This window comes from Flavobacterium erciyesense, from assembly GCF_018069925.1.
Classification (GTDB): domain Bacteria; phylum Bacteroidota; class Bacteroidia; order Flavobacteriales; family Flavobacteriaceae; genus Flavobacterium; species Flavobacterium erciyesense.
Window position 1 is genome coordinate 499,630 of the sequence record NZ_JAGPXB010000001.1, and the last position, 14,852, is coordinate 514,481.

The 14,852-nt window shown below is 35.1% G+C and carries 16 protein-coding genes and 1 tRNA gene; 4 read left to right on the forward strand and 13 right to left on the reverse strand.

All coding sequences use genetic code 11. The features are described from left to right. Positions 1-10: 10 nt before the first annotated feature. From KBJ98_RS02300 to pdxA, 4 genes are all read right to left on the reverse strand, one after another. Complete coding sequence (locus tag KBJ98_RS02300; protein WP_166132841.1) at positions 11-1,009, reverse strand: beta-ketoacyl-ACP synthase III; 999 nt, start codon at positions 1,007-1,009, stop codon at positions 11-13. A gap of 170 nt (positions 1,010-1,179) precedes the next feature. Continuing rightward, positions 1,180-1,374 carry a 50S ribosomal protein L32 gene (gene rpmF / locus KBJ98_RS02305; protein WP_133532440.1) on the reverse strand — a complete coding sequence of 65 codons (195 nt, stop codon included), beginning with the start codon at positions 1,372-1,374 and terminating at the stop codon, positions 1,180-1,182. A 9-nt stretch (positions 1,375-1,383) separates the two neighbouring features. Further along, entirely contained in the window at positions 1,384-1,926 is a 543-nt protein-coding gene (locus KBJ98_RS02310) for a YceD family protein (protein WP_210788074.1), read from the reverse strand. Between the two features lie 102 nt (positions 1,927-2,028). Further along, positions 2,029-3,072 (reverse strand): 4-hydroxythreonine-4-phosphate dehydrogenase PdxA, encoded by a 1,044-nt coding sequence (pdxA, locus tag KBJ98_RS02315; RefSeq protein WP_210788075.1) that lies wholly within the window; start codon positions 3,070-3,072, stop codon positions 2,029-2,031. Between the two features lie 58 nt (positions 3,073-3,130). Here pdxA and KBJ98_RS02320 point away from each other — a divergent pair, with 58 nt between their 5' ends. Continuing rightward, on the forward strand, positions 3,131-3,718 hold the full coding sequence (locus KBJ98_RS02320; RefSeq protein WP_210788076.1) for a riboflavin synthase: 588 nt from the start codon (positions 3,131-3,133) through the stop codon (positions 3,716-3,718). 22 nt (positions 3,719-3,740) lie between these two features. On the opposite strand, the gene KBJ98_RS02325 is transcribed toward KBJ98_RS02320, so the two are convergent. The 3 genes from KBJ98_RS02325 to mce form a co-directional block, all read right to left on the reverse strand. Continuing rightward, positions 3,741-3,959: a hypothetical protein gene (locus KBJ98_RS02325; RefSeq protein ID WP_210788077.1), complete on the reverse strand. Its 219-nt coding sequence runs from the start codon at positions 3,957-3,959 to the stop codon at positions 3,741-3,743. Between the two features lie 137 nt (positions 3,960-4,096). After that, positions 4,097-4,170, reverse strand: a tRNA-Ile gene (locus tag KBJ98_RS02330). A gap of 139 nt (positions 4,171-4,309) precedes the next feature. Continuing rightward, positions 4,310-4,711: a methylmalonyl-CoA epimerase gene (gene mce, locus KBJ98_RS02335; RefSeq protein WP_210788078.1), complete on the reverse strand. Its 402-nt coding sequence runs from the start codon at positions 4,709-4,711 to the stop codon at positions 4,310-4,312. Between the two features lie 202 nt (positions 4,712-4,913). Here mce and KBJ98_RS02340 point away from each other — a divergent pair, with 202 nt between their 5' ends. Next, positions 4,914-6,566, forward strand: a complete 1,653-nt coding sequence (locus KBJ98_RS02340; protein ID WP_210788079.1) for an Ig-like domain-containing protein — start codon at positions 4,914-4,916, stop codon at positions 6,564-6,566. Between the two features lie 7 nt (positions 6,567-6,573). Here KBJ98_RS02340 and KBJ98_RS02345 read toward each other — a convergent pair whose 3' ends face one another. Beyond that, positions 6,574-7,338, reverse strand: coding sequence for an amidohydrolase (locus tag KBJ98_RS02345; RefSeq protein WP_210788080.1), 765 nt, complete (start codon positions 7,336-7,338; stop codon positions 6,574-6,576). 73 nt (positions 7,339-7,411) lie between these two features. Between KBJ98_RS02345 and KBJ98_RS02350 the strand changes: the two genes are divergently transcribed. Then, on the forward strand, positions 7,412-7,975 hold the full coding sequence (locus tag KBJ98_RS02350) for a hypothetical protein (protein WP_210788081.1): 564 nt from the start codon (positions 7,412-7,414) through the stop codon (positions 7,973-7,975). 118 nt (positions 7,976-8,093) lie between these two features. Here the strand turns inward: KBJ98_RS02350 and KBJ98_RS02355 are convergent, their stop codons facing one another. The 3 genes from KBJ98_RS02355 to KBJ98_RS02365 all read right to left on the reverse strand — a co-directional run bounded on the left by KBJ98_RS02355 (position 8,094) and on the right by KBJ98_RS02365 (position 11,589). Then, positions 8,094-8,840: a succinate dehydrogenase/fumarate reductase iron-sulfur subunit gene (locus KBJ98_RS02355; protein WP_166132833.1), complete on the reverse strand. Its 747-nt coding sequence runs from the start codon at positions 8,838-8,840 to the stop codon at positions 8,094-8,096. A 69-nt stretch (positions 8,841-8,909) separates the two neighbouring features. Further along, complete coding sequence (locus tag KBJ98_RS02360; protein ID WP_210788082.1) at positions 8,910-10,910, reverse strand: fumarate reductase/succinate dehydrogenase flavoprotein subunit; 2,001 nt, start codon at positions 10,908-10,910, stop codon at positions 8,910-8,912. Positions 10,911-10,923: 13 nt separating this feature from the next. Beyond that, the gene (locus tag KBJ98_RS02365) at positions 10,924-11,589 is read right to left on the reverse strand and encodes a succinate dehydrogenase cytochrome b subunit (protein ID WP_166132831.1); all 666 of its coding nucleotides are present in this window, start codon (positions 11,587-11,589) and stop codon (positions 10,924-10,926) included. A 368-nt stretch (positions 11,590-11,957) separates the two neighbouring features. Here KBJ98_RS02365 and KBJ98_RS02370 point away from each other — a divergent pair, with 368 nt between their 5' ends. Next, complete coding sequence (locus KBJ98_RS02370) at positions 11,958-13,319, forward strand: hydroxymethylglutaryl-CoA synthase family protein (RefSeq protein ID WP_210788083.1); 1,362 nt, start codon at positions 11,958-11,960, stop codon at positions 13,317-13,319. A 300-nt stretch (positions 13,320-13,619) separates the two neighbouring features. On the opposite strand, the gene KBJ98_RS02375 is transcribed toward KBJ98_RS02370, so the two are convergent. Together KBJ98_RS02375 and KBJ98_RS02380 are read right to left on the reverse strand one after the other, a co-directional pair. Further along, the gene (locus KBJ98_RS02375; protein WP_210788084.1) at positions 13,620-14,093 is read right to left on the reverse strand and encodes a hypothetical protein; all 474 of its coding nucleotides are present in this window, start codon (positions 14,091-14,093) and stop codon (positions 13,620-13,622) included. A 184-nt stretch (positions 14,094-14,277) separates the two neighbouring features. Continuing rightward, positions 14,278-14,742 carry a hypothetical protein gene (locus KBJ98_RS02380; RefSeq protein ID WP_210788085.1) on the reverse strand — a complete coding sequence of 155 codons (465 nt, stop codon included), beginning with the start codon at positions 14,740-14,742 and terminating at the stop codon, positions 14,278-14,280. Between the last annotated feature and the right edge of the window lie 110 nt (positions 14,743-14,852).

Genomic DNA, 14,852 nt, shown 5'->3' on the forward strand with positions numbered 1-14,852 from the left:
TAGTTTAAATTTATTTTTTGTCGTAAGCCCATTTTAGATAAATAGATCCCCAAGTGAATCCACCACCAAAAGCAGCAAATATTATATTATCTCCTTTTTTAAGTAAATGTTCAAAATCATGCAACACCAATGGCAAAGTGGCAGAAGTTGTATTACCGTATTTTTCAATATTCATTAATACTTTAGACTCCTCGAGATTCATTCTATTAGCCGTTGCATCAATGATACGTTTATTGGCTTGATGTGGTACTAACCAAGATACATCCTGATTAGTCAAATTATTTCTTTGTAAAATTAATTCACTAGCATCAGCCATATTTGTCACTGCATACTTGAAAACTGTTTTACCGTCTTGAAAAATACTGTGCTTGTTATCTCTTACAGTTTCAAGAGAAGTTGGAGTGATTGATCCACCTGCATCGATTTTTAAGAAATCTCTTCCTACTCCATCACTACGCAGGTACTCGTCTTGTAATCCAAGTCCATCATGATTAGGTTCAAATAAAACTGCTCCTGCACCATCACCAAAAATAATACAAGTTGCTCTATCCGTATAATCTACGATTGAAGACATTTTATCAGCCCCAATTAAAAGTACTTTTTTATACCTACCTGATTGTATGTACGCTGCAGCTGTTGACATCCCGTACAAAAAGCTTGAACATGCGGCTTGCAAATCATAGGCAAAAGCATTTGTTGCGCCGATTTGAGTTGCTACAAATACTCCTGTCGAAGCCACAGGCATATCCGGGGTAGCTGTTGCCATGATTACCATGTCAATTTCTAAAGGATCCAAATTAGCTTTGGCTAATAAATCTTGAGCTGCTTTAATAGCCAAAAAAGAGGTTCCTTTATCAGCATCTTTTAAGATTCTTCTTTCCTTAATTCCAGTTCGAGAAGTAATCCATTCATCATTGGTGTCAACCATGGTTTCTAAAACTTTGTTACTCAAAACAAAGTCAGGAACATAGGCTCCAACAGCGGTTATTGCGGCTGTGATTGTATTCATTTTATGCATTTATTACTGGCCAAATGTTGCCATTTGATTTTTTTTAAAAGACTCGAAAATTACGAAAAAATTTCCATCTACTTGATATAGAACCTGATAATTAATGAAAATTTTAACCAACAAAAAAACTCTCACGATGTGAGAGTTCGAATATCATTTGCTAAAATGTATTAAGCAACAGCTACAGATTTATCTATAACAACTTGCCCTCTGTAGTACATTTTACCTTCGTGCCAGTATGCTCTGTGGTATAAGTGCGCCTCACCTGTAATAGGACAAGTAGCTATTTGTGCTGCAGTAGCTTTGTAATGTGTTCTTCTCTTATCTCTTCTTGTTTTCGAGATTTTTCTCTTTGGATGTGCCATTTTACTATATTATTTATCCGTTAATAGTTTCTTTAATTTGTCCCAACGTGGGTCAATATTTTCTTCTTCGTTGTATTCTTCTTTTTCTTCGTTTATGCTTAGCTCATTGAGCTTGGTCAAGGCTTCAGTATTTAAACTTCCATCTTTTATTCCTGGGTGCACACGTTTAAAGGGAACTGACAATACAATCATTTCATATATGTATTGTGCAATATTTACCTCAAATTCTCCGTGTGGCAAAATCAATAATTCTTCATTGTCGTTATTGAATTCTTCTCCAAAACGAACAATCAATTTCATTTTACCTTTAATTGGCAAATCAAAATCTTCTCCTGTCAAATCGCAAGGAACGTTAACGGTTCCTTTGTGTTTAAAATTCAACTCTAAAAGCGTGCTTTTCTTATCTAAAACCACATTTACTTTGATATCTGAATTTTGATATTCATCATAATCAAAGATTTCAAAGAACGCATTACTGATTTGATATTCAAAATGATGTTTCCCTAGCTTTAATCCTATAAAAGGTATTAAAAATTCTTTTGTGTTCTTCATTTCAACAGCAATTTGAGCCTTAACTGAGCTTTCAGTACGGGAGTGCAAAGATATAAATTTATTGCAAATCTAATAATGTTATTCACTTTTTTTTGTTGACAACTACTTTTCTTTTATTCTAAGTGGTTTTGCGCTAATTTCTGCATACTGATTTCTAGAATGAAAAATATCGATAGCCAAATATACAGCCTCCTTAAAAGAGTTAAAGTCAGCAATGCCTTTACCTGCAATATCATAAGCCGTTCCGTGATCAGGTGAAGTTCTAATTTTATGTAAACCTGCAGTAAAATTAACTCCTTTACCAAACGATAAAGTTTTAAATGGAATTAGGCCTTGATCGTGATAAGTTGCAATGATCGCATCGTACTTTTCATATTGATTACTCCCAAAAAAACCATCTGCTGGGAATGGCCCAAAAACTAAAGTTCCTTTGTCAAACAATTTGCGTAGCGCAGGTTTTAAAATAGCATCGTCTTCGTTACCTATTACTCCTCCATCTCCACAATGCGGATTCAAACCTAAAACTGCTATTTTTGGTTTATTGATACTAAAATCCTGAATCAATGTTTGTTTGATAGTTTCGATTTTTTTAACAATCAATTCCTCTGTCAAATGCGCCGCAACTTCACTCAAAGGTATATGATCGGTTAGCAAACCCACTCGTAAATTATCTTGCACCATTAACATTAACGCATTACCTTCTAACTCTTGATTCAAATAATCGGTATGACCCGGAAATTGAAAAGCTTCAGATTGTATGTTGTATTTATTGATTGGCGCAGTTACCAAAACATCAACAGCACCCTCTTTTAAAGCTTCAGTAGCCGCTATGAAGGATTTTATGGCATATTCACCTGCTTTCTCATCAGACTGACCCAAACGAACATCTACCCCTTCCTTCCAAACGTTTAACACATTAATTTTTCCAGGAATTGCTTGGTCTAACTTATCAATACCGTGCAAAGTAGTAGTTGATTGAAATGATTTTTTAACAAATGATAATAGTTTGACATTGGCAAAAATAATTGGCGTGCACAACTCTAACATACGAGCATCTTCGAATGTTTTTAACACCACCTCGCTTCCAATACCGTTTAAATCTCCAATAGAAATTCCTACCAATATATTTTCTGCTTTTTTCACCATGACTTACCGTTATTTATTGCTAATTTTGAAGGACAAATTTAGTAAATTAAAATAAGAAATGTTTACAGGAATCATAGAAACACTTGGAACCATCCAAGAAATAGAAAAAGAAAACTCAAACGTACATATCACTATCGAGGCCGCTATAACGAACGAACTAAAAATCGACCAAAGTGTTGCTCATAATGGCGTTTGTTTAACTGTAGTTGCGATAAACGACAATCGTTACACGGTTACTGCAATTGATGAAACATTACAGAAAACAAATTTATCCACTTGGACCACAGGCGACTTGGTTAATCTGGAACGCGCCATGAAATTAGGAGATCGTCTTGATGGCCATATTGTACAAGGACACGTTGATCAAGTTGGAACTTGTATCGAGGCAGAAGAAACGAATGGTAGCTGGAAATACAGCTTTGAATACGACCCTGAATTGAATAATCTAACCATTGAAAAAGGATCAATTACTGTAAACGGAGTGAGTTTAACCGTTGTAAACTCGAAAAGAAATCAGTTTAGCGTTGCCATTATTCCGTATACCTATGAGCACACCAATTTTAAAAGTTTTGGAATTGGCACTAAAGTAAATCTGGAGTTTGATGTAATTGGCAAATATGTTGCTCGCTTACACCAGGCAAATTAAAAAAACAAAACCCTTTAGGAGACTAAAGGGTTTTGTTTTTTCTATGATGATATAAAATATACATTCCAAAAAACACGGCAATTAAAGCTACATAATCCAAATACTGACTCACAGATAAAATTGGCTCGGGCTCACCAGGTGGCGGAGGAGGAATCAAAGGCTGCGCAACAGCAGCACTAAAACTAGCAACTATTAAAATTAAAAAATAAAATTTATTTACCTTACCTTCCATAATGCCCAAAAATAACAATTTTTACCATAAAAAAAAATCTATTAAGTTTTTAATACTCTTTTTTTAATCGTTCCCCCTCATTTACGAAGAATAACACCTTATGGTTTAAAAAAAAACCTCCAAATTAAATTTGGAGGTTTTTACAGTGGTCCCACCTGGGCTCGAACCAGGGACCACCTGATTATGAGTCAGGTGCTCTAACCAGCTGAGCTATAGGACCGGTTTAGAGTTTGCAATATTACCATTATTTTTCATTTGCTCCAAATATTTTTGTGCTTGTTTTTAATAATAAACAACAACACAAACACTACTATTTAAAACTACTTGACTATTAGCTAGCTAGTATTCCTAAATTTGAATTATTTTATTTCTTGACACAATTCAATTAGAACGCCGTTGGTGCTTTTGGGATGTAAAAAAGCTACCCATTTATTATCAGCTCCCTTTTTAGGAGTTTCATTCAACACCATAAAACCTTCATTTTTCAATCGGGCAATCTCGGCAACAATATCTTCCACATCAAAGGCAATGTGATGAATACCTTCACCTTTTTTCTCAATAAATTTTGCAATGGGACTATCCGCATGCGTAGCTGCTAATAATTCTATTTTGTTTGGTCCGCTTTGAAAAAATGAAGTTGTAACGCCTTCACTTAAGACCTCTTCAAATTTGTAGGCTGCGGCCCCAAATAATTTTTCAAAAACCAAATTGGAAACTTCTAAATCCTTAACTGCAATACCTATATGTTCAATTTTTCTCATGATGATTTTTTATAAATTAGAATGAAAGAAACACTTACCTATACGACTTGTGCTACTGGTTACAAATTTAAGGAAAGTGTACCCATTTTTTTATTGATTTTTCTAAATCTCAATTGTAAACTATAAGCTCACAATAATTGTATAAAAATTTCGGTTGCAAGAATTATAATTGTTATTTTGTATTTTAAAAATTCGATCAAACATGTTTAAAATCAATTGGAGGTATATTAGTCTTTTATCACTATTTATAATCATTGGATGTGCCAAACGCGGCTCCATAACTGGTGGCCTAAAAGACACTATCGCTCCCGTACTGAAAGTAAGTTTTCCTGAAAATTTCAAAACTAATTTCAAAGGAAATGAAATAAAATTGGTGTTTGACGAAAATATCAAATTGAAAAACCTTTCAAAGCAGTTAATCGTTTCGCCTCCAATGAAAAACGAACCGCTAATTTTACCCACAACCGCTAGTAAAACCATTACAATTAAAATCAAAGATACGTTACAACCCAATACAACTTATAGCTTTAATTTCGGGCAAAGCATAGCCGATAATAACGAAGGAAATCCGTTGAATCAATTCAAATACGTTTTTTCTACTGGCTCATATATAGATTCCTTGCAACTAAGTGGAGTGGTCAAAAGCGCCATTGACAAAGAGGTGGAATCATTTGTATCCGTAATGCTTTATGATGCAAATGAAAAATATACAGACTCCATCGTGTATAAGGAAACCCCACGCTACGTAACCAATACTCTTGACAGTTTAAAAAGTTTTAAATTCGAAAACTTAAAAGCAGGAAAATACCTTTTGGTTGCTGTTAAAGACGTAAATAGCAATAATAAATACAATCCAAAAACAGACAAAATTGGTTTCATAAAGGAATTTGTAACTGTGCCTAACGACACCTTGTATGAATTAGAAATATTCAAAGAAGCACTTCCGTTTAAAAGTTTTAAACCTGTTCAAGCCTCTGGAAATCGTTTATTGTTAGGACATGAAGGGAAGATTAAATCGAAAAAAGATTTACCGATGCTTACTTTAGGGAACAACAGCGTAGCTCTTGAAAGCACGGTGACTAAATTCCCTAAAAAAGATTCGCTACAAATTTGGTACAAACCATTAAAAGCAGATTCCTTGCAACTAGCTGTGACCAAAGACACGTATAAAGCCAATTTCAGTTTTAAAATAAAAGATCAAAAGAAGGACACACTGCGACTATCCCCATTACAAACAAACGATTTAAAGTTTAGAGAACGCTTTGGATTTGAAAGCAACACGCCTTTAACCAAAGTGAACGACAGTAAAATTAGCATCATTAACAAATCCCGTACAACAGTTCCCTTTACAAGTTATTACGATGAATTTGAGCAAAAATTATTTCTAGATTTCAAAAAGGAAGAACAAGAAAACTATACCATATCCGTACTTCCGGATGCGGTAACTGATTATTTTGACCAAAAAAATGACTCTTTAAGTTTTAAAATAACAACCCGTTCTGCAGCTGATTACGGAAATCTTTTTGTGCAATTACAAAATGTAAAATCATATCCGGTACTAATCGAACTTACAAACGAAAAAGGAGAAGTGCTAGCCACAGAATACACTACTGAGGCCAATACTATTAACTTCAACCTTCTAGAACCAGCACTATACTCTTTACGCGCCATATACGATACTAACGCAAATAAAGAATGGGATTCAGGTTCCTTTTTAGAAAAACGACAAGCGGAAGAGGTGATTTACCTATCAAAAATAATTGAAATCAGAACAAATTGGGATGTTAACCAAACCTTTGATTTAAGCTTACCCTACGTTCCCGAACCAAAAAAAGAAATAAAGAAAAAGAAATAAATTTGCTTTACAGCAAATGAAAAGCGTCTTGATCATTCAGGAAGTTAAGTTTTTGTCGTGTTTCCAATAAGGCATCTTTATCCAAAATCGTTGTAAAAACACCCTCATCTTCTTTAGGAGAAACTAGTGCCTTACCAAGATAATCTATCGCTTGTGAGTGCCCGATGTATTCATAACCATTTGCATCGGCACCAATACGGTTTACTCCAATAGCGTAGCACATGTTTTCAACAGCACGTGCTTGGAGTAAAATATCCCAAGCATTGGTTCTTGTTTTGGGCCAACTTGCCACATACAACAGCAAATCATAATTGACATTGTTTCGGGAGAAAACAGGAAACCTGAGATCGTAGCAAATAAAAGGACATATCCTCCAACCCATGTACTCTACAACTACTTTTTCGGTTCCAGCCGTATAAACCTCGTGCTCTCCAGACAAAGTAAATAAATGCTTTTTATCATACGATTGAATTGCACCTGATGGATAAACAAACACCAAACGGTTGTAATATTGATCACCCTCTGTAATAACCAAGCTTCCTGTGATGGCACAATTTCGGCTTTGCGCTAAAAGTTGCAACCATTGCATAGTTTCTCCCTGCATGCTTTCGGCAACGGCTTGCGGATTCATAGTAAATCCAGAGGTAAACATTTCTGGCAGTACAATTAAGTTGGTCTCTACCGGTACAGACGCTATAGCACTTGTAAAATAATCACGATTGGCTGGTGGATTTTCCCAAACTAGGGGCGATTGAATAAAGCTTACTTGCATTTCTTTCAAATTTTCTATAAAAATAATAATTCTAACCTATAATAACTTCCTTACTTTAGCAAAAAACTAAGACATGAAAAAAATATTATTTGCTCTAGTACTTTTAGGTCACTTAGCCATTCAGGCACAAGAAAAAACTGGCGCTCAACAATTTTGGGAAAATTTGCAGAAACATTGTGGACAATCGTTTGAAGGAGAAATTAAAGAAGGCGCTGCGAATGACACTTTTAGGGATAAAAAACTAGTAATGCATGTAAGAAGCTGCGACAAAAACACCATCAAAATTCCATTTTTTGTTGGTGATGACAAATCAAGAACCTGGGTTTTATCATTCGATAAAGACAGAATTAAATTGAAACACGATCACAGACACGAAGATGGGACTGAAGATAAAGTCACACAATACGGCGGTACGAGTCCAAACTCAGGGAGTGCAGGAATTCAATTTTTTCCAGCAGACCAAGAAACATTCAATTTAATTCCGAACGCCGCTACAAATGTTTGGTGGATTACAATTGATGAGACCTCGTTTACCTATAATTTAAGACGCATAGGCTCTGATAGATTGTTTACCGTAAAATTTGATTTAACAAAAACAGTAGCAACACCTGCTGCTCCATGGGGATGGAAAGAATAATCCATTTTTGAATCTAACATTTACTCCATAAAAAAACGCATTCAACTTTGAAATTGAATGCGTTTTTTATAATTATGAATGTTTCGTCTTAAGAATTTGATTTTTTAAGACTGACTAATTATCCTTTTAAACTAGCAGATAAGTATTCTCTGTTCATACGAGCGATGTTCTCTAGAGAAATTCCTTTTGGACACTCTACTTCACACGCACCAGTATTGGTACAGTTACCAAAACCTTCTGCGTCCATTTGTGCCACCATGTTCAATACGCGATCAGCAGCCTCAACTTTACCTTGTGGTAACAAAGCATATTGAGATACTTTAGCAGACACGAATAACATTGCAGATGAGTTTTTACAACTTGCAACACAAGCTCCACAACCAATACAAGTTGCAGCATCAAAAGCTCTATCAGCATCGTGTTTAGGAATCAAAGTAGCATTAGCATCTGTTGGTTTTCCTGAAGTATTTACAGACACGAAACCACCTGCGTGTTGAATTCTATCAAAAGCACTTCTGTCAACAACTAAATCTTTGATTACTGGGAAAGCTTTCGCTCTAAAAGGCTCGATAAAAATGGTATCCCCATCTTTAAACATTCTCATGTGCAATTGACAAGTTGGTACACGTCTGTCTGGACCATGTGCCTCACCGTTGATGTACAACGAGCAAGAACCGCAAATACCTTCGCGACAATCGTGGTCAAAAGATACTGGCAAATCTCCTTTGTTGATTAAACCTTCGTTTAAAACGTCAAGCATTTCAAGGAAAGACATGTCCTCTTCGATACCATCTAACGGATACTCAACAATTTTACCTTCTGCTTTGGCGTTGGCTTGACGCCATATTTTTAATGTAAGTTTCATATTTTCTTTCGTTTGAAAGTCAAAGAGCTAAAGTGGATTTCACACCATTTTAAACTCTAGGACAGATTCCTATTTATAACTACGCGTTACTAGTTTAACATTTTCGTACACTAGCGGCTCTTTGTGTAAGATAGCTTCGCTAGGCTTTCCAACATACTCCCAAGCAGCAACGTAAGCGAAGTTTTCATCATCACGTTGTGCTTCACCATCCTCAGATTGGTATTCTTCACGGAAGTGACCTCCACAAGATTCGTTACGGTGCAATGCATCCTTTGCGAAAAGCTCTCCTAATTCAAGGAAATCAGCAACACGACCAGCTTTATCAAGCTCTTGGTTAAAACTGTATGCATCTCCAGGAACTTTTACATCTCTGTAAAACTCTTCTCTTAACGCTGCAATTTCTTCAATAGCTTCAGTCAAACCTTTTGCATTACGCGCCATACCTACTTTATTCCACATAATTTTTCCTAATTTCTTATGGAAATAATCTACAGAATGAGTACCGTTATTATTGATAAATTTATCAATACGCGCTTTTACATTTTTCTCAGCTTCTTCAAACTCTGGCAAATCAGTTGGGATTTTACCAGTTTTAATGTCCGGCGCTAAGTAATCACCAATTGTGTATGGCAATACAAAGTATCCATCAGCCAAACCTTGCATTAAAGCAGAAGCTCCAAGACGGTTCGCTCCGTGGTCAGAGAAGTTAGCTTCTCCAATACTAAAACATCCCGGAATTGTAGTTTGTAAGTTATAATCAACCCAAATACCACCCATAGTATAGTGTACTGCTGGGTAAATCATCATTGGAGTTGTGTATGGATCCTCATCAACGATTTTCTCATACATTTGGAATAAGTTTCCGTATTTATTAGCTACGATAGCAGCTCCTAATTTTGTTACTAACGCTTTGTCATTAGCATCAAGACCTTTAACATAAGCTTGTTCTTTTCCGTAACGCTCGATTGCTGCGGCAAAATCTAAGTAAACTGCTTCACCAGTTTTGTTCACACCAAAACCAGCATCACATCTTTCTTTTGCAGCACGCGAAGCAATATCTCTAGGAACTAAGTTACCAAATGCAGGGTAACGACGCTCTAAGTAATAATCTCTATCTTCTTCGGCGATTTGTGTTGGTTTCAATTTCCCTTCACGAATAGCTTGTGCGTCTTCTAATTTTGCAGGTACCCAAATACGTCCGTCATTACGTAATGACTCAGACATCAAAGTCAATTTAGACTGGTGATCTCCTGAAACTGGAATACAAGTTGGGTGAATTTGCGTGTAGCAAGGGTTAGCGAAGAAAGCTCCTTTTTTGTGCACTTTCCAAGCTGCCGTAGCGTTACTTCCCATAGCGTAAGTTGACAAGAAAAATACGTTTCCGTATCCTCCAGAAGCAATTACAACTGCGTGTGCAGAGTGACGCTCTAATTCACCAGTTACCAAGTTACGAGCAATAATCCCTCTTGCTTTTCCGTCAACAAGAACTAAATCTTGCATTTCGTGACGTGTGTATGATTTAATCTTACCACGACCAATTTGACGGTTCATTGCAGAATATGCTCCTAATAATAACTGCTGTCCTGTTTGTCCTTTTGCGTAAAAAGTTCTAGCCACCAATGTTCCTCCAAAAGAACGGTTGTCTAGCAAACCACCGTACTCACGAGCCAAAGGCACACCTTGCATTACACATTGGTCAATGATGTTTACAGAAACTTCTGCAAGTCTGTGAACGTTTGCCTCTCTAGAGCGGTAATCTCCTCCTTTTACCGTGTCGTAAAACAAACGGAAAGTTGAGTCACCATCACCTTGATAGTTTTTTGCTGCGTTGATACCTCCTTGTGCAGCAATAGAGTGCGCACGACGTGGTGAATCTTGAAAGCAAAAAGTTTTTACGTTATATCCTAATTCAGCTAAAGTTGCAGCAGCAGATCCTCCTGCAAGTCCCGTTCCAACAACAATAATATCAATATTACGTTTGTTTGCTGGGTTTACTAAATTAATGTGATTTTTATAATTTGTCCATTTGTCCGCTATTGGACCATTTGGTATTTTTGAATCTAAAGCCATTTATAATTTAATATTAATGATTAAAATGATGAAATAATGCAATGAAAATAAAGCCGAAAGGAACTACAATTGCAAACGCATATCCCAATTTGTGTAATGCTCTTGAGTATTTGTTGTTAAATCCAACTGATTGGAACGAAGAATTGAAACCGTGCCATAAGTGCAACGACAACAACACAAAAGAAACACAGTAAATAGCTGTACGAATAGGATCTACAAATTTATGTTGCAATTCACCAAAATAACGAGTTTCGTCAAGCGGCTGAACATCAACATACTTGTATACCATTTCTGGAATCCAAAAATCGTAAAAATGCAATAAAATGAACGCTAAAACTACCAATCCTGAAACGATCATGTTTCTTGATGCCCATGAAGAGTTTGCAGCACCATTGTTTTGTACATACTTAATAGGTCTTGCGCTTTTGTTTTGAAAATCCAAAGCAATACCCATTGCAAAGTGAAAAATAACACCAACAATAAGAATTGGCTGAATTACAAACTGTACCAATGGATTATTTCCCATAAAATGAGAAATAGAGTTAAAAGTATCAGGACTAAAAACCGAGGTACTGTTTATAAAAAAATGTTGTGCTAAAAATAAAATTAAGAAAAGTCCAGAAAGCGCCATAGCGACTTTTTTTGCTATCGATGACTTTAATAATGCAGATTTTGCCATAAGATTTAGTGTGAATTAATTTAAAAAATCATACAAAAATAGGGCAATTGAAAAAGAACTACAACCTTTTCGCTATAATTTATAATGATTTTAAAGTGTTAAGCCAGATTCTCATTTAATTTCCTATAAACCAATACTTAAGACCCTAATATCATGTTTATTAGTTGAACAAAAGTCAAAAAATACTAAAGGCTGACTTTTTTCAAATTAACGCTATCCTCATTAAAAATCACATTAATTATGATATCTATAATTTTACTTTAGAATCGAATTTAAATCCGTAAAAATTTGGCATATTAACGTTTTTGTTTTTGTAAAAAGAAGTTGCTACCAAGCTAATTTTTAATTTTATATCCAAAAAAAACACAATGAAAATAGGAATAGACGCACTCGCTTTTGACGTAGCAAAAATTCATTTACCCATTGCGGTACTTGCAAAAGCCAGAAATATTGAACCTGAAAAACTAGAAAAAGGTTTGGGACTTCTTAAAATGACCTTGCCTGACACCCATCAAGATCCCGTGGTTTTTGGCGCCAACGCTTTGACAAAATTAATCGAGGAACAACAACTCGACTTAAGCGAAATTGCCCGCATTTACGTAGGCACAGAAAGCAGTATTGACAGTTCAAAACCTATTGCTTCGTTTTTAGTTGCCTTGATGGAGCAAAAATTTAGAGCAAACATTCTTGAGTATTGTGATGCAGTGGACTTTACTTTTGCTTGTATTGGCGGCGTAGATGCTATGCAAAATTGTATTGATTTTGTAACATTAAACCCTACTAAAAAAGCCATTGTCGTGACAACAGATTTTGCAAAATACGACCTCAACTCGACTGGCGAATACACTCAAGGCGCAGGAGCAGTAGCTATTTTGATTACTGCCAACCCAAGAATTATGACTATCGAAAATAATTGGGGCGTGAGCACCAAAGGTGTTTTTGATTTTTTTAAACCCTACAGAACAATAACTAAAGAAGCCATAACGAACAATACCAATAATGAGGTTTGGTTTGATAACTTAGAAAGCGAAATTGAAATTCACAAAGATCAACCCGTATTTGACGGGCAATATTCCAATCAATGCTACATGGATCGCACTCGCAGTGCTTATTTTGCTTTCAAAAAATTAAAAAACAGCTCCGAAACTATTTACAACTCTTGGAAAAGTATTGTGATGCATTTACCGTATGCTTTTCAAGGCCGAAGAATGTTATCTGAAATTTACGCTCTAGATGCGGGAACTACTTATCTTTCTGGTTCCGAAGATGCAACAGAATACCAGAACAAACTCAAGGAAGTTAGTAAATCAGAAACCTACAAAACCTTTGTGATCGAGAAATTACAGCCTGCTGAAATTGCTTCCTCATTAATTGGAAACCTGTATACTGGCTCTATATTCATGGGACTACTATCAACCTTAGCTCATTTTTTAGACACGAATGAAGAAATTGCTAATGAAAAAATGGGCTTTTTGGCCTATGGAAGCGGCTCAAAATCAAAAGTTTTTGAAGGAACAATTGAAGATCAATGGAAAGAAGCATTACAAGCTGTTGCCTTGTTTGAAACACTCGAAAAGAGTTTTGAAATTGATTTTGAAACCTACGAAAAACTACATAAAAAAGAACAACACCAAAGCGTACAAACACCAAAAAACGAATGGGTTTTAGATCGTATTGAGAACGAAAATCCCAACTTATTGGGAGCTCGTTATTACAAATGGGTGGATTAATAAAAGCTATAAGATAACCCGTTGGGTGTAATTAATTTTTGATGATAATTTTACGTCAGTTCGAGTGATTTTCGAAAGAAAATCGTATCGAGAACAAGTAAAATTTCATTAAAAACCATTCTAGATACTTTTTTTGCTCCATTTCATTACACAAAAAAAAACTCGAACTGACTTTTTTAATAATTACACCCAACGGGTTATAAGATATTGAATTTTCAATACCAGTTTATTATAAAAAAGGCTGTCTCCAATTTTTGAAGACAGCCTTTTTTTACAACCTAAATCTTGTATTTTATATTTTTAATTACAATTCCCACTGCAATCTTGTGCATTTTGAAAATCCTCGGGGGTTATGGTGTAAACTTCTGTAAAATCGTTGTTGTAATCTAGTAAAAAAATATTTCTGATACTGCAATTTGATGAGACTCCATTTACATATAAACAATTATCTGAATAAGAAGATTTCTTTATATTGTTAAAAATTAAATCTATTTTCCTAAAAGAAAAACCTGCCTTTGTAAAAAGTAACTCTTTAAAGTTTAATGGACCATCGCCGCCAATTGGATGCACTCTTTTTATCTTATTAATTTTCTCACCAATACCGATAGTAACTCTTTTATTTACTTCAATGACACCATTTTCGTTGTACGGAACAATCTCAACTACTACACCAGAATTATTAATAATCGTGTAGTCATAGTCTTTAAAATCTCCTTGATCCGTACAACTTGTCGCCAATAAAACAACAATGATTATTGCTACAATTTTTTTCATAATCTTTAGTCTTGCCAGTTATTAAATAATTCGTCTAAGTAAATTTCTGTTGGATTGTTATATCTGTTCTTGATATTGTCACGCCATCGCAAACAAGATTTTGCACCAACTAAAGTAACTTATTCTTTTCTTAAATTAAAACAACCCTTTCAGAATTAGTTACTCTGAAAGGGTTTGAGTGTTATTAATTACAATTCCCACCGCAATCTTGTGCATTTTGAAAATCCTCGGGGGTTATGGTGTAAACTTCGTTTTGCTCTGCACTAAAAACTGGATTAAAAATGTTTCTAGCTTGATTAAAACATTGATTTGTTGCTGTACATTCTTGATAAACCACCTTCTTTTTGTTATCAAAAACAACCTCAATATGCGTTAAATTATTTTGAATTTTAGAGCTTGTAAAAGCTATATATTCCATTCTAGGCCCACCGCCATAAGGCGGTGTATCCGTGAATTGATATTTAATATCAGCCAGATTCTTTACAATTACTTTGTTACTTATATCCTTTACTCCATTGTAAAAAGGTATCATTTCTACAACAACTCCAGAATTATTACTGATACGATAATTATAATTTCTATCTCCTCCTTGATCCGTACAACTTGTTGCCAATAAAACAACAATGATTATTGATACAATTTTTTTCATAATCTTTAGTCTTGCCAGTTGTTAAACAATTCATCTAATGAAATTTCAGTTGGGTTGTCGTATCTGTTTTTAATATTGTCACGCCATCGCAAACAAGATTTTGCACCAAC

Bases quoted from the DNA above. Each gene is read 5' to 3' on its own strand.
- KBJ98_RS02300 (WP_166132841.1), bottom strand. From the start codon at position 1,009: ATGAATACAATCACAGCCGCAATAACCGCTGTTGGAGCCTATGTTCCT.
- rpmF (WP_133532440.1), bottom strand. From the start codon at position 1,374: ATGGCACATCCAAAGAGAAAAATCTCGAAAACAAGAAGAGATAAGAGA.
- KBJ98_RS02310 (WP_210788074.1), bottom strand. From the start codon at position 1,926: ATGAAGAACACAAAAGAATTTTTAATACCTTTTATAGGATTAAAGCTA.
- pdxA (WP_210788075.1), bottom strand. From the start codon at position 3,072: ATGGTGAAAAAAGCAGAAAATATATTGGTAGGAATTTCTATTGGAGAT.
- KBJ98_RS02320 (WP_210788076.1), top strand. From the start codon at position 3,131: ATGTTTACAGGAATCATAGAAACACTTGGAACCATCCAAGAAATAGAA.
- mce (WP_210788078.1), bottom strand. From the start codon at position 4,711: ATGAGAAAAATTGAACATATAGGTATTGCAGTTAAGGATTTAGAAGTT.
- KBJ98_RS02340 (WP_210788079.1), top strand. From the start codon at position 4,914: ATGTTTAAAATCAATTGGAGGTATATTAGTCTTTTATCACTATTTATA.
- KBJ98_RS02345 (WP_210788080.1), bottom strand. From the start codon at position 7,338: ATGCAAGTAAGCTTTATTCAATCGCCCCTAGTTTGGGAAAATCCACCA.
- KBJ98_RS02350 (WP_210788081.1), top strand. From the start codon at position 7,412: ATGAAAAAAATATTATTTGCTCTAGTACTTTTAGGTCACTTAGCCATT.
- KBJ98_RS02355 (WP_166132833.1), bottom strand. From the start codon at position 8,840: ATGAAACTTACATTAAAAATATGGCGTCAAGCCAACGCCAAAGCAGAA.
- KBJ98_RS02360 (WP_210788082.1), bottom strand. From the start codon at position 10,910: ATGGCTTTAGATTCAAAAATACCAAATGGTCCAATAGCGGACAAATGG.
- KBJ98_RS02365 (WP_166132831.1), bottom strand. From the start codon at position 11,589: ATGGCAAAATCTGCATTATTAAAGTCATCGATAGCAAAAAAAGTCGCT.
- KBJ98_RS02370 (WP_210788083.1), top strand. From the start codon at position 11,958: ATGAAAATAGGAATAGACGCACTCGCTTTTGACGTAGCAAAAATTCAT.
- KBJ98_RS02375 (WP_210788084.1), bottom strand. From the start codon at position 14,093: ATGAAAAAAATTGTAGCAATAATCATTGTTGTTTTATTGGCGACAAGT.
- KBJ98_RS02380 (WP_210788085.1), bottom strand. From the start codon at position 14,742: ATGAAAAAAATTGTATCAATAATCATTGTTGTTTTATTGGCAACAAGT.